The sequence below is a fragment of the Roseofilum sp. Guam genome, from assembly GCF_017746735.1.
In the GTDB taxonomy this organism is placed as follows: domain Bacteria; phylum Cyanobacteriota; class Cyanobacteriia; order Cyanobacteriales; family Desertifilaceae; genus Roseofilum; species Roseofilum reptotaenium.
The window spans coordinates 32,222-50,261 of the sequence record NZ_JAGHZN010000049.1 but is presented as its reverse complement, the minus strand read 5'-3'; the positions used below and the strand labels follow the sequence as shown (position 1 = coordinate 50,261).

Annotated in this window: 16 protein-coding genes, 2 pseudogenes and 1 CRISPR repeat array; of the genes and pseudogenes, 12 read left to right on the top strand and 6 right to left on the bottom strand. The window is 45.1% G+C overall.

Annotated elements, in window-relative coordinates; translation table 11 throughout:
* Positions 1 to 31: 31 nt before the first annotated feature.
* Complete coding sequence (locus J7529_RS18430) at positions 32 to 484, bottom strand: hypothetical protein (protein WP_318730186.1); 453 nt, start codon at positions 482 to 484, stop codon at positions 32 to 34.
* Between the two features lie 122 nt (positions 485 to 606).
* Between J7529_RS18430 and J7529_RS18425 the strand changes: the two genes are divergently transcribed.
* Positions 607 to 2,031, top strand: a complete 1,425-nt coding sequence (locus J7529_RS18425; protein ID WP_413038920.1) for an IctB family putative bicarbonate transporter — start codon at positions 607 to 609, stop codon at positions 2,029 to 2,031.
* A 255-nt stretch (positions 2,032 to 2,286) separates the two neighbouring features.
* Positions 2,287 to 4,557: direct repeats of the CRISPR family, unit length 37 nt; unit sequence GTTGAAACGCTCTTAAATCCCTATGAGGGATTGAAAC.
* Positions 4,558 to 4,667: 110 nt separating this feature from the next.
* Here the strand turns inward: J7529_RS18425 and J7529_RS24805 are convergent.
* Positions 4,668 to 5,373 (bottom strand): annotated as a pseudogene (locus J7529_RS24805) (ROK family protein).
* Between the two features lie 159 nt (positions 5,374 to 5,532).
* Here J7529_RS24805 and J7529_RS18410 point away from each other — a divergent pair.
* Positions 5,533 to 5,784: a DUF6737 family protein gene (locus tag J7529_RS18410; RefSeq protein ID WP_318730182.1), complete on the top strand. Its 252-nt coding sequence runs from the start codon at positions 5,533 to 5,535 to the stop codon at positions 5,782 to 5,784.
* Positions 5,785 to 5,786: 2 nt separating this feature from the next.
* Here the strand turns inward: J7529_RS18410 and psb28 are convergent, their stop codons facing one another.
* The gene (gene psb28, locus J7529_RS18405) at positions 5,787 to 6,143 is read right to left on the bottom strand and encodes a photosystem II reaction center protein Psb28 (protein ID WP_318730181.1); all 357 of its coding nucleotides are present in this window, start codon (positions 6,141 to 6,143) and stop codon (positions 5,787 to 5,789) included.
* Between the two features lie 106 nt (positions 6,144 to 6,249).
* Between psb28 and J7529_RS18400 the strand changes: the two genes are divergently transcribed.
* The 5 genes and pseudogenes from J7529_RS18400 to J7529_RS18380 all read left to right on the top strand — a co-directional run bounded on the left by J7529_RS18400 (position 6,250) and on the right by J7529_RS18380 (position 9,571).
* The gene (locus J7529_RS18400) at positions 6,250 to 6,546 is read left to right on the top strand and encodes a DUF565 domain-containing protein (protein ID WP_271936647.1); all 297 of its coding nucleotides are present in this window, start codon (positions 6,250 to 6,252) and stop codon (positions 6,544 to 6,546) included.
* A 182-nt stretch (positions 6,547 to 6,728) separates the two neighbouring features.
* Entirely contained in the window at positions 6,729 to 7,826 is a 1,098-nt protein-coding gene (locus J7529_RS18395) for a tetratricopeptide repeat protein (protein WP_318730180.1), read from the top strand.
* 289 nt (positions 7,827 to 8,115) lie between these two features.
* Positions 8,116 to 8,193: pseudogene (locus J7529_RS18390) on the top strand (IS630 transposase-related protein); the annotation flags it as partial.
* 179 nt (positions 8,194 to 8,372) lie between these two features.
* On the top strand, positions 8,373 to 8,837 hold the full coding sequence (locus tag J7529_RS18385; RefSeq protein ID WP_318730179.1) for a YbjN domain-containing protein: 465 nt from the start codon (positions 8,373 to 8,375) through the stop codon (positions 8,835 to 8,837).
* A 56-nt stretch (positions 8,838 to 8,893) separates the two neighbouring features.
* Positions 8,894 to 9,571: a lipoate--protein ligase family protein gene (locus J7529_RS18380; RefSeq protein WP_271936692.1), complete on the top strand. Its 678-nt coding sequence runs from the start codon at positions 8,894 to 8,896 to the stop codon at positions 9,569 to 9,571.
* A gap of 82 nt (positions 9,572 to 9,653) precedes the next feature.
* Here the strand turns inward: J7529_RS18380 and psaK are convergent, their stop codons facing one another.
* Positions 9,654 to 9,881 carry a photosystem I reaction center subunit PsaK gene (psaK, locus tag J7529_RS18375; protein ID WP_271936642.1) on the bottom strand — a complete coding sequence of 76 codons (228 nt, stop codon included), beginning with the start codon at positions 9,879 to 9,881 and terminating at the stop codon, positions 9,654 to 9,656.
* Between the two features lie 133 nt (positions 9,882 to 10,014).
* Between psaK and J7529_RS18370 the strand changes: the two genes are divergently transcribed.
* Entirely contained in the window at positions 10,015 to 10,680 is a 666-nt protein-coding gene (locus J7529_RS18370) for a phosphoribosylanthranilate isomerase (RefSeq protein WP_271936640.1), read from the top strand.
* 23 nt (positions 10,681 to 10,703) lie between these two features.
* On the opposite strand, the gene J7529_RS18365 is transcribed toward J7529_RS18370, so the two are convergent.
* Entirely contained in the window at positions 10,704 to 11,399 is a 696-nt protein-coding gene (locus J7529_RS18365) for a response regulator transcription factor (protein ID WP_271936638.1), read from the bottom strand.
* A 420-nt stretch (positions 11,400 to 11,819) separates the two neighbouring features.
* On the opposite strand from J7529_RS18365, the gene J7529_RS18360 reads away from it, so the two are divergent.
* The 4 genes from J7529_RS18360 to J7529_RS18345 all read left to right on the top strand — a co-directional run bounded on the left by J7529_RS18360 (position 11,820) and on the right by J7529_RS18345 (position 16,503).
* Positions 11,820 to 12,443, top strand: coding sequence for a CPP1-like family protein (locus J7529_RS18360; RefSeq protein WP_271936636.1), 624 nt, complete (start codon positions 11,820 to 11,822; stop codon positions 12,441 to 12,443).
* 106 nt (positions 12,444 to 12,549) lie between these two features.
* The gene (locus tag J7529_RS18355) at positions 12,550 to 13,155 is read left to right on the top strand and encodes a hypothetical protein (protein ID WP_318730178.1); all 606 of its coding nucleotides are present in this window, start codon (positions 12,550 to 12,552) and stop codon (positions 13,153 to 13,155) included.
* 77 nt (positions 13,156 to 13,232) lie between these two features.
* Positions 13,233 to 15,842 carry a M1 family metallopeptidase gene (locus J7529_RS18350; RefSeq protein WP_318730177.1) on the top strand — a complete coding sequence of 870 codons (2,610 nt, stop codon included), beginning with the start codon at positions 13,233 to 13,235 and terminating at the stop codon, positions 15,840 to 15,842.
* 244 nt (positions 15,843 to 16,086) lie between these two features.
* A complete protein-coding gene (locus J7529_RS18345; protein ID WP_318730176.1) occupies positions 16,087 to 16,503 on the top strand; it encodes a DUF4278 domain-containing protein in 417 nt (138 codons plus the stop codon).
* 370 nt (positions 16,504 to 16,873) lie between these two features.
* On the opposite strand, the gene J7529_RS18340 is transcribed toward J7529_RS18345, so the two are convergent.
* A complete protein-coding gene (locus J7529_RS18340; protein WP_318730175.1) occupies positions 16,874 to 17,965 on the bottom strand; it encodes a serine/threonine-protein kinase in 1,092 nt (363 codons plus the stop codon).
* Positions 17,966 to 18,040 lie beyond the last annotated feature (75 nt).

The window sequence follows — 18,040 nt, the reverse complement described above, 5'->3', positions numbered from 1 at the left end:
TATTGAGGTTTACTTGGGTCATTTGCATTAATCATTGAACTGGATTGTCAACGGAGATTTGAAGAATTTCGTTATAACGTTTTGCTTTGTTAACGAGACGGTCATCAGTAGATAGGAATATGTTAGCGTGGCTCTGTTCAGCGCTGGCAAGGTGCAGCGCGTTATAGCTTCCAAAGCTTAACTGTCTTAATTCTAGGGAGCGTTGTTCAAGGGTAGGACTATTGTTGACATAAATTTTGGCGATCGCCAGGATCGCTTTAATGTTGTTAAGTTTTTCACGGTTGGGCATTTGGGCAAGTTCCACTTCTAGAGCAGCGCTGGCAATCAGTTGGCTTTGTCCAGTTTCGCATTCATGAATAATTGTGAGGACTGCTTGGGCTTCGAGGGCAATACGGGGCTGGGTAAGGTCATCAAAGGGACAATTGAGACAGCAAGCATCAAGATAAATTCGGTAGTTAAGGAAGTTTTTGCAATCACGGCTCATTTTTGATCGGAAAATTTGTGATCTCAATCACATAAAAATCAAAGATTAGATAAAATCTAACATCGGTTTTAGAACACTACACGCTAGTGAGTAAAATTAGGGCTTGGTGAGCATTGCCCACCCTGCTAGACTCTTGCTATTATCAATTACCTATTCCCTATTCCCTAAAAATCGCTGTGTGGGAAACTCTACTCTTATCTAACTTTGCCCTCGATCCTTGGCTGGAAGGATCCCTACTGCATCGAATTGTCGGATCGCTGAGAACCTGGCGTTCTGGTAGCGCTCTGATGATCTATGCTGACTGGATCGGTGCTACCCTCGTGGCCTTGGTTCTAGGGTTTAGTCCCTTTGTCTCGACTACTTTAATTGGTGTCCTGTTGCTCGCCTGTAGTGGATTCTGGATTTTACTCACTCTCTCCGACGATCCCCATCAGGAAAGCCAACCCTTAGCAACTCCTATCCATGGAACGATCTTCCTGTTTGGGGTGATTTCTCTGATCGCGACAGCCCTATCTCCGGTAAAAATGGCTGCCCTCAGTGGCTTGATTAAACTGGGTTTGTATCTGCTATTTTTTGCTTTTACTGCTCGACTTGCCCGTAATCCGAGGATTTGCTCTAGTCTAATTACTATCTATTTATTGACCAGTTTGCCCGTAGCGGTTTATGGTATTCGCCAATACTTCTTTGGGGCGCGATCTCTGGCCACTTGGGTTGACCCCAGTTCAGCTTCTGCCGATGTTACCCGCGTCTATAGCTATTTGGGCAATCCTAACCTCCTAGCCGGTTATCTCTTACCGGCGGTTATTTGGGGCTTGGCGGCGGTTTGGATCTGGAATGGCATTTTTCCTAAAATGTTGGCGATCGTGACGTTCGCGGTTAATTCTGCCTGCTTAGTGTTGACCTATAGTCGGGGAGGGTGGATTGGCTTTGTGGTCGCCCTGACTGCCTTCGGTTTATTGGCGGTTTATTGGTGGAGCGCTAGGTTATCTCCGTTTTGGCAAAAGTTTGCCCTTCCCTTGACATTCGGGGTTTTAGTCGCTTTGTTTGCGATAGCAGTCCTGTTTGTGCCTCCCGTGCGCGATCGCGTTTCCAGTATTTTTGCCGGTCGTAGCGATAGCAGTAATAATTTCCGTATTAACGTCTGGATGGGAGCTGTGCGGATGATCCAAGCATATCCCATTATCGGTATTGGGCCGGGGAATAGTGCTTTTAATAAAATCTATCCCCTGTTTATGACTCCGAAATATTCCGCCCTTAGTGCCTATTCCGTCTTACTGGAAACGGCGGTAGAAACGGGTTTAATTGGGTTAAGCATATTCCTGTGGTTTTTAGCCGTCACCTTCCATCAGGGATGGAAAAACCTGGAACGATTGCGGGATAGGGCTTCTACTGAGGCCTGGTGGTTAATGGGAGCATTGGCGATCGCGATCGGTATGATGGCCCATGGTGCAGTCGATACCGTTTGGTATCGTCCCCAAGTCAACACTCTCTGGTGGTTCGCCGTTGCCATTATTTCTAGTTATTATCAGAACATCGAGAATCGATAATTGATTATCTCCCCATCCCCCTCTCGAATTCCGACGCTAGGGGGGTGTGGAAAATGCCTCTAACGCTGAAATGGCTGTATACCTTATCTCGTCTGAGTTCCAAGCTTTGGAATCCAACAACCAGCGTCGGCCCTTACAGAGCAAAGGTTTCAGCGATTTAGGCTTGTTGGTTGGGAGCTGATTTGCTATGATACTACCTGTGCGTCGGAAATGTACCTTGAAAAGTCAATACAGCAAGGATCTCAAAAGCCAGCAGTTGAAACGCTCTTAAATCCCTATGAAGGATTGAAACCAGGAAAAAGGAAGTGGGAACGACCACAGGGGTGATACGTTGAAACGCTCTTAAATCCCTATGAAGGATTGAAACTTGCCAGAGATGAGAAATGGAAATACCGAAGGCAATTGAAGTTGAAACGCTCTTAAATCCCTATGAAGGATTGAAACTAAGCGCCTCTCATCTCAAAGGCGCTAGCCACATTTTGTTGAAACGCTCTTAAATCCCTATGAAGGATTGAAACATCAAGGCAGCCACCGGTAAATTTGACCGGGTGGCCAAAAGTTGAAACGCTCTTAAATCCCTATGAAGGATTGAAACTCTAGAAATTTTTCTAGTTGCTTATCGTTGTTGTCGTGTTGAAACGCTCTTAAATCCCTATGAAGGATTGAAACACAAAAAGAGGAGATGAGTGACATTTGGCAGGAAGATTTTAGTTGAAACGCTCTTAAATCCCTATGAAGGATTGAAACCTCATAAAGGAATAAGTGAGGAAGATCCTCTAGTTCAGTCATGTTGAAACGCTCTTAAATCCCTATGAAGGATTGAAACCGCAGCCATGTGCCACCACCGTTCTCCGGTGAGCAAGTTGAAACGCTCTTAAATCCCTATGAAGGATTGAAACCACGATAACCAAAATGACGAGAATCCCTCGACATATGTTGAAACGCTCTTAAATCCCTATGAAGGATTGAAACGATTTTGCGATCGCTCACGACAATCCCTCATAACCGTTGAAACGCTCTTAAATCCCTATGAGGGATTGAAACCAGCCCCATCAAGGAGACGATCAAGTTGAAACGTTGAAACGCTCTTAAATCCCTATGAGGGATTGAAACCCGATCCAAGTAACTTCAAATGGTCGCGTACATGATGTTGAAACGCTCTTAAATCCCTATGAGGGATTGAAACTGAAAATTTTGAGACCAATTGACTTAGAAGATTATAGTGTTGAAACGCTCTTAAATCCCTATGAGGGATTGAAACTCAGATACGGATATCTAACGCTTGGATTGTTTGTATCATTCTGGTTGAAACGCTCTTAAATCCCTATGAGGGATTGAAACAGGCACAAAAAACTAGGCCTGATAGTGCTCCAACAGTGTTGAAACGCTCTTAAATCCCTATGAGGGATTGAAACAGGCTTGGACAACGAACCATTGGGCGCTCTAGCAAGTTGAAACGCTCTTAAATCCCTATGAGGGATTGAAACAAATGAGAGGAGAATCCAATGACCAAAGAAGAAAAGTTGAAACGCTCTTAAATCCCTATGAGGGATTGAAACCGCACCAAACAACTCGATAATCCGCAATTCCTGACCGTTGAAACGCTCTTAAATCCCTATGAGGGATTGAAACTAAACCTCATTTTCGCCCCCAAATAATGGTACTAGCTGTTGAAACGCTCTTAAATCCCTATGAGGGATTGAAACACTGCTAGGATTAAGGCAGTCCCCCGCCAAACCCCCGCGTTGAAACGCTCTTAAATCCCTATGAGGGATTGAAACGAATTAGGCTTACAAATAGAAAGATGCAATGGCGTATCCTGTTGAAACGCTCTTAAATCCCTATGAGGGATTGAAACCATATGCAACCTCTATCTCCCACTCTTATTTCCCCTAATGTTGAAACGCTCTTAAATCCCTATGAGGGATTGAAACCCCGGAAGCTAAAGCGATCGCTTTGATTTGAGTCGTGTTGAAACGCTCTTAAATCCCTATGAGGGATTGAAACTTAATGCTCAAAGCTTCCTACCCAAAACTTTATGAGGTTGAAACGCTCTTAAATCCCTATGAGGGATTGAAACAAAGGGAGCTGCTCCGGATCATCAAGCCACTCCTGGAGCGAAGTTGAAACGCTCTTAAATCCCTATGAGGGATTGAAACAAACCCCAAGCGAATAACTTGAAAAGAATCCTCCCGTTGAAACGCTCTTAAATCCCTATGAGGGATTGAAACGAGATTCTGATAGATATTAATTAATTTGGCCGGGTTGAAACGCTCTTAAATCCCTATGAGGGATTGAAACATCTTGCACTTCAACCCCAACGGACTTTAAGGTCTGTCTCAAGTTGAAACGCTCTTAAATCCCTATGAGGGATTGAAACCTTCCATTCCGCCCAGAATTACTCACCTCTTTTGAGGTTGAAACGCTCTTAAATCCCTATGAGGGATTGAAACCCCTCAATCCTTCTCCTCCTATCCCTAAATCCGAGAGTTGAAACGCTCTTAAATCCCTATGAGGGATTGAAACTGACAGAAAAATAGATACAGGGCTTTGCGATGTTATGGAGTACAATACTGAATCCCTAAAGCCATGTACCATAATCCTATTCCCTATTCCCTATTCCCTAGCGCAAAGTGCTATAAATTCCAGAGCGCAATTCCGCCTAAAAGTCCATTGATGTTCGGAACAATGGAGACATTTTTAGGAAGTTCACAGTCTACCTTTTTCGCTTCTCCACCTCCTAAATAGATACGATCGGCGTTGAATAGATGTTGAAGTTTGCAAATCGCCTTTTTCAACCGTTTATTCCATTTTTTCGTCCCGACTTTCTCCAGTGCGGCACGTCCCAATTGTTGCTCATAGGTTTGTTTTTTACGGAAAGGATGATGACCACCTTCCAGATTCGGAACCAGTTTTCCATCTACAAATAAGGCCGTTCCAAAGCCGGTTCCCAGGGTAATTACCAGTTCCACCCCTTGACCAGAAATCGCTCCAAACCCTTGAATATCGGCATCATTGGCCACTCGTACCGGTACCCAACGATTCCGAGAGCGTTGAGGCTAGGTCAAATTCCACCCAATTGGGATGAAGGTTAACGGCAGTAGAAACGATACCGTGGCGCACGACTCCGGGAAAGCCAACGGAAACCCGATCGCAAGCTCCGGCTTGTTCGGCTAAATTGGCGATCGCCCTCAAGACTGCCTCGGGTGTAGCGGGTTGGGGAGTCTGCACTCGCACGCGATCGCCCAAAGGACGGCCTTTGCGATCCAAGACCATTGCCTTAATCCCACTACCACCAATATCAATCGCTAACGTCCGATCTTTGGATTTCGATTTTGCCATAGTTTTCCCTTGTGTTTAGAAATATTTCCGATAGAATAAAATCTTGATCGCACCCGATGTTCCCCTTATGGACTTTTCAAGCCAAGGGTAAAACTGGATTTTCCCTATTGCCTATTGCCTCCCCCTTGACAACTAGCTGAGAGCCTTAACTTTTTACCCATGTCTGAATCCCTTCCCTCAAAACCCGTGAATGTTTGGCAATATAAGCCCTGGTGGTGTCAACCCTGGTCTATCATTTTAACTGGAGTCACGGCGATCGTCCTGAGTTGGATTATTCTCCATCGTTGGTGGTTTTCCCTCCTCTTGTCCCTACCCATATTCGCTTGGATGGGCTACTTTATCCTCATTTGGCCCAAACTTATCCAACAGAGTGGTCTGTTACCCCTCGATCCCCCTCCAGAAGAATCTTAAAGCTATTGCCTATTGCCTTGAAACTCAAAACCATAGGCATCAGCATAGCGATGGAAAAAACGCATTACCCGGTCAAACTGATCTTGAGAATGCACCTCAAACGTACACTCTGCATTAGATAGCTCATCATCATCGACAAAAATAAATTTCATACCATTGGGACTCACCTGGATCGTTCCTTCTTCATCCTTGAGCCACAGATGCTCCACCTTATTGCCAAAACTCTTAAATCCTTCTGCTGCAACCAGCCTCTCAAAGCTTAAAACCACAATTTTGGTATCAGAATTCGGGCGTTTTCGCAGACTAATGCCACTAATTTCTTCTGACATTCCTTCAATAAATTCTACAGAGATAGTCACAATTTGGTAAAAATGGAGTGAATGGTTTACCCTTAATTTTAGCACTGCACTCGATCGGGAGGATAGGGTTACGCAGAATACTCGTCTGAATGAACTCGTCAACGTTTTGAGTCGAGAGACTGCTAGGGTATTACGCAATCCTTGGCGGCGCTTGTCCTTGTTGACTATCAGTTTTTTATTCGGTTTTTTCCTGGGTACAGCCTTGTCTACCATCGCTGGTCAACGGGCAGAACAGGATATCCTGGTAGCAGCCATTTTGGTGATGGGGATAGAAGTCCTCAATCGCCTCATTTATGGCTCTAAGCTTTGGAGTCAAGATAACCTCTGGCGAGATGTAATTAATGGATTGAAAATTGGCTTAGTGTATAGTCTGTTCGTCGAAGCCTTCAAACTAGGATCTTGAAGAATTAAGTCGGGATTTGTGAGTCGGGATTTGTGAGTCATTGAGTATCTTCCTTATCTGCATATCTCCGTGTCTCCCATTCCCCGCGTCCCCGCGCCCCCCTATTCCCCCTTGCCGGAATCCTAAAGAAAGTGTAAATTTTCATTACAAATCCCTCACACACACTCTGTCGATCATCAACCATGCACAAATCCAGCTTATTCTTGGCAACTCTATTGGTTTGGGGAGGTTTTCAGGGGGTTGCGCCCTTGGCCGTTCAAGCCTCTGAAGAGGTAGAATGGATTGCCCAGCGATCGCCCACTGATGCCCAACTTGATACTCTGTTGGAGCAAGGAAATCAGTTCGTCGAAGCGAGAAATTATCCTAGAGCCATTCAAGTTTATCAACAAGCCCTCAGATTAGACCCCCAAAATGCTCGCCTCTATTCTGGTATTGGTTATCTGCAAGCTATTCAAGGAAATTTTGCTCAAGCAGCCCAAGCCTATCGTCAGGCAGTGGTTTACGATCGCCAGAATGGAGACTTTTTCTATGCCCTCGGCCATAGTTTAGCCAAGATTGGTGATAATGCGGCGGCCCAAATTGCCTATCAACAAGCCATTCAGTTAGATCGGAACAATTTGGAGGCTTATTTGGGTTTGGGAGTGGTGCAGTGGCGACAAAACGATTTTATCTCAGCTAAAAGAACCTATGAACAGGTTCTCAGTGCCGATCCTCGAAATTTTCAAGCCCATGAGTTACTTGGAGCAATGTACCTCAAACAGGGACAACTGGATCAATCTATTCAACACCTCAGACAAGCCGAACAACTGAATCCCCGTTCCGGTAGCATTCAGGTGAAATTAGCCAGTGCTTGGTTAGCTCGCGGTAATGTGGATTTAGGACGGCAAGCCTTGGATAAAGCCGCTCAACTCGATTCCCGGAATCCAGTAATTTATATGACCATTGGTAAAATCCAAGAGAGCTTTGAAAATTGGCCAGAAGCCTATCAAGCCTATCAACGGGCAGTATCCTTAGATCGGAATTTGGTGGATGCCCATCGATCCATGGGTGATATTTTCATGAGACAGAATGATGTCCTCTTGGCGATCGCCACCTACCGTCAAGTGGTGCAACTAGCGCCCCAAGATCCAGAAGGCTATTATAAGCTGGCGTTGGCACTCAAAGAACGCGATCGCAAACAGGAAGCCCTTTCGGTATTAGAACGCGCCCTACAACTCTATCAGGTGGCTGGCGATCGAGAGGGAATCGATCGAGTCAAAGCATTGATGGAAGAGCTATAGAGCGAAGGCACACACGTCAACATCAACGTTAAGTGAAATATTGAAAAACTTACAGTGGTTTTCACTGTTATGAGGTGCAGCGATCGGAGTTTTCCTTGAGAGTGCCTTCCCCTGAAAAGCCTGAAGAATGGGCATTATAGTGTGAAAATGGTTTTCCCATTACCTATTACCCATTACCGCGCGAAGCGCTTATATAGTCATTTTAATTAAGATAAAGCCAGGGTATATGTAGGGGCGAATGGCCGTTCGCCCCTACAACCATGTCCCCTCCTTAATTAAAACAACTATATATCGAAAACTAGATTGGGAGGCCTTAGAAAAGGATATAGAGAAAAATCTAGATATCCGGTTAGTGGAGAGAGCAAAATAATTTGCAGTCAACCCAAGCTCTATAGCGTTTAGAGTTTTTCTGCATCTCCGAGAGCTTAATTCCTTGAATATCTCTAAATCCTCAGGATTTGTAATAATGGGTAAACATGGTAACCTCTAACCCATAGGATTCCTGTATGATTGATGATTGGTGATTGGTGATGGAGAAAGACGGTTATGAGTAATCCAGTGGTAGGAAACACGATGACCCAAGAGCTAGAACCTGTGACTCCCAGTTATATTAATGAGATTGAAGGAGTCATCAGCACGATGATTGCTGAAGGTCAGACGGTGCAAGCGGGCTATGATTCTCAGGAAGGGTACTTATGGAAATTCCAATATGGCTCGGTTGAGGTCTATGTGCAACTGACGGGTCAAACGGATGATGATAGCTTAACGGTCTGGTCTTATGTGCTATCGCTACCGGCTAAAGAGGAAGCACGATTGATGCGTAAGTTATTGGAAATGAATTGGCTAAAAACCTTTGAGGCCCATTTTGCCATTGTGGATAACCGGGTGGTGGTGGTCGCGACGCGCACGGTGGCGGAATTGTCCCCAGGGGAAATTGCGCGAGCCATTACGTTAGTAGCCAATATTGCTGATGATAATGATGACGCTCTGATTGCTGAATTTGGACAGTAGTTTTGGTTGCACAGTGGCGGTTTATTCCCTTAATTGAGGAGTCGGGCCGATCGCAAATGGCGATCGATCGCTGGCTCTGGAAACAGCATCAACAGGGCAATCAGCCGCCTAGCTTGCGATTTTATACCTGGCAGCCGATGGCAATTTCTTTGGGGTATCACCAAAAACGCTGGCCCGAGTCTTGGCAAGGTTTGCAATGGCAAGGAAAACCCGTAGAGTTGGTGAGGCGACCAACGGGGGGGCGAGGGGTTCTCCATCAAGGAGATTTAACTTATGCTGTGGTGTATTCTGGACGGTTTGCTCATCGAATGGCAGCTTATGAGCAGATTTGTGAGTTTCTGATTCGAGGGTGGCGATCGCTCGATTTCGAGTTACACTATGGTTCTGCTGGGCGAGGCTATGCCCAAGTTCCCAATTGTTTTGCCACAGCGACGGGAGCAGATTTAGTCTTAGATTCTGGCTATAAGCTGATTGGTAGCGCTCAGGTTTGGCAGGGTTCCACAGTTCTCCAACATGGCTCTATGCGTCTGAATCCCGATCGCCAATTATGGCATCAGGTCTTTTCTGAGCGACTGCCAGAATCTCCACCGAGTTTAGCTGCTCTGAGTTTTTCTCACTTAGTCGATACGTTGACTCAAGCAGCCTGTGAAACCTTTAAGATGGAAATTCAGGTACAACCTTTATCTGAACAAGAGTGGACAGCAATTAGAGTGCTACAGGTTAGTAAGGGCTAATTGAGTTGGGGAGAGGGAAAATCAGGAAAACGATGCTCCCCGGACTCCCATACTCCCCAAGTTTTCCAAACTGTGTGGGAGATTAAATCGCTCCAGTACCACTGAGTCCTAGGATTACGCCAGCACCTAGGAGATGACCTAAGCTGGTGGTCGCCAGTAATTCAGCCATTCCCATGCCACCGAAGAAGGGGCCAGCAGGCAGGCCGGGGCCAACACCTTTTTGTTGAATGGTGAATTTGCCAATGGCGATCGCTAGAATATTGCAAGCAATCATGATCAGTCCAATATTGAGAGACCATTCTGAGGTCATAGGTCTTTCGCTCCTTAATCCCGGTAAAAAGTCCTCACTATTATAAGAAGCCGGGTGACAAAACTTTATTTTTGTGTCATTCCTTAAAGTTTATTAAAATTTTGATACAAAATTTCCAGAATCCGGAGCAAATATGCGCGTTAAAATTTGTGGCATTACCCAAGTTGACCAAGCGGTGGCGATCGCCGATTTAGGAGCTACAGCCCTAGGATTCATCTGTGTGTCCAGCTCTCCCCGTTACATTGAACCCCAACAGATCCAACAGATCTGTACCCAACTGCCCCCATCTATCGATCGCATCGGCGTATTTGTCAACGCTACCCTAGAGCAAATCTCCCACACCGTCACCCTAGGCCATCTGACTGGAATTCAACTCCATGGTGATGAAGACCCCTCATTTTGCCAAACCCTGCGCCAACATCTACCCCAGATCGAACTAATCAAAGCCTTTCGAGTCCGCACTCCGGAAACCTTAAATCAAATTCCCACCTATCAAACCTGTGTCGATACCCTACTCTTAGATGCCTATCACCCCCACCAACTTGGCGGAACAGGTCAAACCCTCAATTGGGAAGACTTAAAGAGCTTTACTCCTCCCTTACCCTGGTTCCTAGCGGGAGGATTGACTCCTGACAATATTCACAGAGCTTTACAGCAGCTCTCTCCCCAAGGTATCGATTTGTCCAGTGGAGTTGAGCGCCAACCAGGAGACAAAGACCTAGAAAAAGTCAGGCGCTTATTCCAAACACTGGGTAGATGCACGTCCCATCTCAACCCCTCCGTATCCGCAGAAGGATAGGGCAATCCAGAATTGGTTTCATCCTATACAGTATCGGGAGGTGCAAATTTATAACCCACACCCCGCACCGTTTTAATAAACCGATGTCCCCCATCTGCTTCTAACTTCTTCCGAATTTGGCCAATATGCACATCAACAACCCGCTGATCGCCCTGGTGTTCATAATCCCATACTTGGCTGATTAACTCTGAACGTCGCAGCACCTTGGTCGGGTTGCTGGCTAGAACATGCAGCAAATCAAACTCTAATGCCGTTAGCACCACGGGTTCCCCTTGGAACATCACTTCCCGACGTTCGGGATCAATAGACAACTGACCATGGGTAATCAGTTGACGCTCAGGAGTGGTCACAGTGCGCTGGCGCTTCAGTAGAGCTTCTACGCGATATTTGAGTTCTTCGACACTAAAAGGCTTAGTGAGATAATCATCGGCTCCCTTTTCAAAGCCAATAATTTTATCTGATGTATCCGTGCGGCTCGTAAGCATCAACACAAAAACATCCGTTAAAGTTTGCATTTCCTGGCAAAGATTGTAACCTAGCGCGTCCGGTAAATTAACATCTAAAATTACCAAATCGGGGCGAAACTGCTTGAACTTAGTCATGCCGGTTTTTCCGTCAGGAGCATTTTCAAGTTCATAGCCATGTTTGCCCAAATAGCGAAAGACTAGATTACGAATTGCAGGATCATCATCTACGACAAGAATCTTGGCTGAAGCCATATGAATAACCTTGTGATATATGCTTGCGAGTTGACAAACAGACCCAAGACTGGCAGTTTCGTCCTCAAGTGTATCTGGCCATGGTGGCTCTGTGATACAGGTTTTCCGTTAGAATAACGGCAGCCTAAGCCCACTGGCAGATCATTCCTTGCTCAAAAAGATGGGGCGATCTGTCATTGAGGAGCTTAGATTATCTATTATCGGTGGTGATTGCTTGGGTAGCCAACTCTATTAAGAATTATGTTAAAGTGACACTAATAAAATGGCGAAAAAAGTTTAGGCTAATTTGGCAAGCGCTAGAAAACGGGTCAACCATTGAGTTGGGCAACCAAGCTTGTATAAGCTATGTATGCTGGAAGTCTATACTCCTACGGTTCCTCGATCGGAGGGCTGAATGATTGTGAGGGAATTAAAAAGAAGATGAGTGACAAAAGTCCTTATGAAACCTTGGGGTTAAACGAAAATGCCTCGTTTGAGGAAATTCAACAGGCCCGTCAGAGCCTCACGGATCAACACAGTGGCGATCGCCGACAAGTAGAAGCTATTGAGACGGCCTATGATGCCGTTCTCATGGATCGTCTACGACTGCGGCAACAGGGAAAACTCAAAGTTCCAGATCGCATCCGGTTTCCGGAAAAAGCAACGGTGACTCAACCGAAGCCCCCCCCAACTCCTGGGAATTCCATGCCCAACTGGTTACAATCCTATCTGGATACTCCCAGTCAAGCAGATATTCTCTTGCCTATGGGTGTTTATTTAGTGCTAATGAGTTGTGTCGCCCTCCTGCCCCCCACCCAGGGTAGTCAGTCTCCTCTCCAGGTTACACTTTTAGCGGGGGTGGTGGCCAGCATTTATTTCTTGAACCGCAAGGAAAATAAGTTTGGGCGATCGGTCTTACTTACCGTTGGGGGACTGATCGCTGGGTTATTGCTCGGTAGCCTTTTAGGAGCGGGGTTAGCCAACGTCAGTCAAGTTAACAGCGATCAATTCGCGGCTGTAGTTGCTTTCTTTACGTTGTGGTTAGTGAGTAGTTTCTTGCGATAAGTCGATATCTCTAGAAAGAAAAAATATCCCACTTGTCCAGCTAAAAGAACAGTGGGATATTTTCGTTTTTTATCTGTTATCTATTGTCTTTCTTAAACTCTAACTTATGGCTTCCTCACGTATTTTTAAGCCAGGAGAATCGTATACTTTCAGCCAATATTTTGAATTCAGTTTTACTCTGGAAGATATTCTAGCTGAATTTGATTGTCATCTTGTGCGATCGCCCCTCAATTTACCTCACAGAGCCTTAACAACTTCCATTGAACCCTTGCTCTATCAACTAGAGCGCAACCGCAAACGCATCGAATTGATCAATGAAACTGCCCGTCGAGAAGCTCTAATTAGCCCCATTTTGCTTGAAGTCGCCGACCTTGCCGATCTGCGTATCCATGTCGAATATGCGATCGCTGTCAATGAATATCTGCGGGGAACCCTAGATTATTATATTGCCAGTCATAACCTCATAGTCATTGAAGCCAAACAATCCGATCTCGTGCGTGGCTTTACCCAACTGGCAGTTCAACTCCTCGCCCTCGATCGCTGGACTCAATCGGATACCCCCATTTTATACGGCATCGTCACGACCGGTGAAGACTGGCGATTCGGGACATTCGATCGCCAACAGCGCTGCATTCAACAAGACCCCAAGCGCTATCTTGTACCAGAAGAATTAACTCTTTTGCTAGAAATATTAACCGGCATCTTAGATTAGTTGTCCCCAGTTTCGTGTTCCAAACCCTAAAAACTGTATTAAACTAAAAGATTGCTCCTAATCTCAACTCTAAGTGCATGTCTGAACTCTTAAAATCCTTCCTCGATACCGAAAAACCCAAACGCAAATCCTTTCAACTTCCCGGTTCCTATCCTCACTATACCCCCGATCGCCCCGGACAAGTCGAACATATTTTTTTAGATTTAGTCTTAGACATTCCTCACGCTCGATATAGCGGTTCCTGTACTCTCCATCTCAAACCCATTCGCACGGGTATTGAAACCCTCTCCCTAGACGCAGTAGACTTAATCATCGAGAAGGTCAAAGTCAACCACAAATCCCAATCCTTTGACTACGATGGACAAAAACTCCACATCCACCTAGATCTCCCAACTCAAACGGAACAAACTCTAGAAATTAACATTGTCTATCAAGTCGATCATCCCCAAAGAGGACTCTATTTCATTCATCCTGATACTGATTATCCTGGCAAACCCACCCAAGTTTGGACTCAAGGCGAAGATGAAGACTCCCGTTACTGGTTCCCTTGTCTAGACTACCCCGGACAACTTTCCACTTCAGAAATTCGAGTTCAAGTCCCGGCTAAATATATGGCGATCTCCAATGGGGAACTGATCGATACAAAAACTGAAGGCAACACTAAAATTTATCATTGGTTTCAAAAAGAAATTCATCCGACCTATTTGATGACTTTAGCAATAGGCGAATTTGTAGAAATCAAAGACAAGTGGCAAAACACCCCCGTCCTTTACTATGTGGAAAAAGACCGTAAAAATGATGCCCAGAGAAGTATGGGCAAAACGCCACGTATGATCGACTTCTTTAGTAACATCTTTGATTATCCCTATCCCTATCCCAAATATGCCCAAGTTTGTGTCGCTGATTTTATCTTTGGCGGCATGGAAAATACCTCGACAACGCTCTTAACGGATCGCTGTCTACTGGATAAACGATCTCTACTCGATCATCCCTTTACTGAAAGTTTAGTCGCTCATGAACTTGCCCACCAATGGTTTGGGGACTTAGTGGTGATTAAACATTGGTCTCACGCTTGGATTAAAGAAGGGATGGCTTCCTATTGTGAAGTGCTGTGGACAGAACAGGAATATGGAGCAGAGGATGCTGCCTATTATTACCTCAGAGAAGCACGAAGCTATTTACAAGAAGATAAAACCCGCTATCGTCGCCCCATGGTCACCCATGTCTATCGGGAGCCGATAGAACTCTACGATCGCCATTTGTACGAAAAAGGAGCCTGTGTCTACCATATGATGCGGGCAGAATTGGGCGATGATTTATTTTTCAAGGCAATACAAACCTTTGTTCGCAATCATGCCCATAGTACGGTAGAAACGGTGGATGTACTGCGAGCCATTGAAGAAGCTACAGGGCGCAATCTCCTGTTTTTATTCGATCAATATGTCTATCGTGGGGGACATCCCGATTTTAAGGTCAGCTACAGTTGGGATACAGATCATAAGCTGGCGAAGGTAACGGTAGTCCAAACCCAAGCTAAAGAAGATAAAAAATTTCTCTTTGATTTGACAATCCCTATCGGTTTTGGCTATGTCAGTCCTTCAGAAAAGGACGGTGAAGCACCTGAAATTGTGGTTAACTCCCATACGGTGAGAATTCATCAAGTGGAAGAGAGTTTTTATTTCCCCTTAGATGAGAAGCCTAAGTTTATCAGTTTTGATGTGGGGAATCACTATTTGAAAACGGTGGTTTTGGACTATCCTGTAGTTGAGTTAAAGGCTCAGTTGGCTTACGATCCCGATCCCATTGCTCGCATTTATGCCATTAATGCTTTAGTGAAGAAAGGAACCTTACCCGTGGTTCAGGCTTTAGCTGAAGCATTAAAAACGGAAACCTTTTGGGGAGTGCGAGTGGAAATAGCCAGAGGTTTGGGTAAAATTCGCCTGGATCAGGTATTTGAGGCTCTGTTAGTGGGTTTGCAAGATGGGGATGCTAGAGTCCGTAAGGCGGTTATTGAAGCGTTAGGGACGATCAAAACTAAGGCGAGTTATAAGGTGCTGAAGTCGGTTTTGGTTAATGGCGATCCGTCTTATCAGGTGGAAGCTTCTGTGGCTAAGGCTTTGGGGGCGATCGCCGCTGTCAAGGATCAAGAGATGCCTAAACCCCGTAAGGTGATTAAACTGCTCAAGACAGTTTTGGAAACGAAAGCGGGTTGGAATGAGGTAGTTCGCAGTGGGGCGATCGCCGGATTAAGCCAAATGAATCGCTCTAAAGCAGCTTTAGAGGTGATTCTAGAGTATACCCACCTCGGTATTCCCCAACCTCTACGTTTAAGTGCCATTCGTGCTTTAGGTGTGGCATCCTCCGGTCAAGATGAAGCTCAAGTAGAAGAGGTGTTAGCACGGTTGGATGCTTTATCGGCTGAATCGTTTTTCTTAACCCAAATGGCAGTGATCCAGGCTTTGGGAGGGATGAAAACAGCAAAAGCGATGGGGATTTTACAGGCGATCGCCTCTTCAACCGCAGATGGCCGGGTGCAGCGTCGAGCAGAAGAAACCGTGCAAAAAGTGCAGAAGGCGATCGGCTCGAATAGCGCGATGGACACCTTACGGCAAGAAATCGAGCAGTTGAAGAAAACCAATCAAACCTTAAAAAGTCGAGTCGAAGCCTTAGAAGCTAAAGAATCTTAGCTCCGATTGCAGTAGAAAATAAACAACAGCCAGAACAGATAGCTTCTAAAAGTCTTTGTTTTTGGTTGTTGTTGTCCCGATTTTCACTCATCTTCAAAGACTTTAGATTAACTTTATAATTTTTAACTTAATCTTAATTTAAATCACACCCAAACTTCATCCTGAAATGTCATGATAGATACAGAAATAAAAAAACGATTTCAAAACTCTCTGATTCATTCAAAACTAAGAAAAGGAAAGACTCATGAACCTCTTTTATCGCGGTATAGAATACAACCGTAAACCCCTGCCGATCGACATACAAGAAGAAGATTTGATTGCCAAATATCGGGGTCGTACCTATCGGGTGAATCGCTACCCCAGACACCTCCCTGTCCCTCAATCGCCGATGGATTTAAGATACCGTGGGATCGAGTATAAAACCCACCAATGTGACGAACCCACCTATCCAGGTTTACAACGCCCAACCCATCAGCTCCAGTCCGCTCAATCAGAATTGACCATTGAACTGGCTGCGGCCCATTGTCAGAATATCCTCAAAAGTCTGGAACACCGCTTGCAAGTAGCCCAAGATAAAGGCGATCGTACCCTAGTTTCCCAATTAGAACGCGAACGCAACGAACTCTATAACGGTGGGTTTTGCTCGTTAGGATTTCAATAGACTTCTTGCAGAAGTCGGGCAATAGGCAATCGTCATCAGAATAGACGATGAGTCTATTGCCATTCATTTTCTGACCCCTGATGCAAGAGATTTAATCACTTGCCCCTATCTTAACCTCTAAGATCCCCTGGTCGCTTTTACCAGGGGATTTTCAGTTTTATCAGTCAACTCCCACTAGCGTGTAGCGCTATAGTTGATATGACCAACTTAAAGAAGAAAGAACAGGGTAAATCCTCATGCAAGCTATTTTTTGGACAGTGGAAGAAGTTGCGGAAAGAGCCAAACAATTTATGGCAGTGAAACACTATTGTCTATACATTTAGCAACAATTATTTGGGATAATCAAGAAAAAGTTGTGCAGAATTTTAAGCTACCAATGCTTGGGGAAATGGTGATTCCCCAACTTTTGCCGTTTTTGCAAACGTTCCATACGTGCTCGAATTTCTTGAGCGCGGCGCTGGGCTGGAGATACATATTCCTCAGATTCCGGTTCTTCGGGTTGGGCTTGATGGGTGAGACACTCATTTAAACTTTCTAGATGGGGAGCTAGATCAATAGCAGTAAGAACCTCTTGGGCTGAACTATATCGCTCCTTGAGATCCACCGCCAACATTTTATCAACAACATCAGCCAAAAGATCGCTAACTTCTACCTGATTACGCCACCATTGTTTAGGACGAAAATGGGGTAGTTCGTCATCAGCGGAAAAGTTCCCTGTCAGCATATAAACACAAGTAATTCCTAGAGCATAAAGATCGCTGGCGTAGGTGGGGCGCAAGGCTAACTGTTCGGGGGGAGAAAAGCCAAAAGTTCCCACAAAAGCAGTAGAAGCAGTAGCCGTTATTGTATGATTCGATTCGGTTTCTCGGATTAACTCTTTGACGGCTCCAAAATCAATTAAAACCAACTCTCCTGGGGAGGCTTCCGATCTACTGTGTCGGCGAATAATGTTAGGAGGTTTAATATCGCGATGGACTACTCCTTGCTCATGAATAAACTTCAATAGGGGTAAAATTTCCAGCAAAAAAGATTTCACTAAGGCTTCAGAATATTGCCCTCGATGTCGGATCTCACGGGAGAGAGTTCGCCCCTGAATGTATTCTTGAACAAGATAAAACTCTCCATTTTCCTCAAAATAATCGAACATTTGTGGAATTTGGGGATGGTTACCTAACTGGCTGAGGATTCTAGCTTCTCGGCGAAAGCAACGACGGGCCCGTTCAAGTCCTTTCGGGTGTTTTACTTTAGGACAAAGTTGTTTAATCACACACCAAGGCTGTTGGGTTGCACCTAAATCTTTGGCCAAAAAAGTGACTCCAAAGCCACCTCTTCCCAGGAGTTTATAGAGTTGATAGCGATCGCGAAATAACTCGTCTTCTCCACATAGACGCGCCAGGTCGGTTTCCCAGGTCACAGTTTTGGGAAACTGGACTAATTTATTGGAGGCTTGTTCATTCGCCATATTGATTCCCAACGTTTGCCGAGTATTGTCGATTGCTGGTTCTTTTTTTTAGTGTAGCAAGCTTAGAGGATTACA

Bases quoted from the DNA above. Each gene is read 5' to 3' on its own strand.
- J7529_RS18380 (WP_271936692.1), top strand. From the start codon at position 8,894: ATGGCGATCGATCGCTGGCTCTGGAAACAGCATCAACAGGGCAATCAG.
- J7529_RS18410 (WP_318730182.1), top strand. From the start codon at position 5,533: ATGTCTGAATCCCTTCCCTCAAAACCCGTGAATGTTTGGCAATATAAG.
- J7529_RS18345 (WP_318730176.1), top strand. From the start codon at position 16,087: ATGAACCTCTTTTATCGCGGTATAGAATACAACCGTAAACCCCTGCCG.
- J7529_RS18340 (WP_318730175.1), bottom strand. From the start codon at position 17,965: ATGGCGAATGAACAAGCCTCCAATAAATTAGTCCAGTTTCCCAAAACT.
- J7529_RS18385 (WP_318730179.1), top strand. From the start codon at position 8,373: ATGAGTAATCCAGTGGTAGGAAACACGATGACCCAAGAGCTAGAACCT.
- J7529_RS18365 (WP_271936638.1), bottom strand. From the start codon at position 11,399: ATGGCTTCAGCCAAGATTCTTGTCGTAGATGATGATCCTGCAATTCGT.
- J7529_RS18355 (WP_318730178.1), top strand. From the start codon at position 12,550: ATGGCTTCCTCACGTATTTTTAAGCCAGGAGAATCGTATACTTTCAGC.
- J7529_RS18360 (WP_271936636.1), top strand. From the start codon at position 11,820: ATGAGTGACAAAAGTCCTTATGAAACCTTGGGGTTAAACGAAAATGCC.
- J7529_RS18395 (WP_318730180.1), top strand. From the start codon at position 6,729: ATGCACAAATCCAGCTTATTCTTGGCAACTCTATTGGTTTGGGGAGGT.
- J7529_RS18370 (WP_271936640.1), top strand. From the start codon at position 10,015: ATGCGCGTTAAAATTTGTGGCATTACCCAAGTTGACCAAGCGGTGGCG.
- psaK (WP_271936642.1), bottom strand. From the start codon at position 9,881: ATGACCTCAGAATGGTCTCTCAATATTGGACTGATCATGATTGCTTGC.
- J7529_RS18350 (WP_318730177.1), top strand. From the start codon at position 13,233: ATGTCTGAACTCTTAAAATCCTTCCTCGATACCGAAAAACCCAAACGC.
- J7529_RS18430 (WP_318730186.1), bottom strand. From the start codon at position 484: ATGAGCCGTGATTGCAAAAACTTCCTTAACTACCGAATTTATCTTGAT.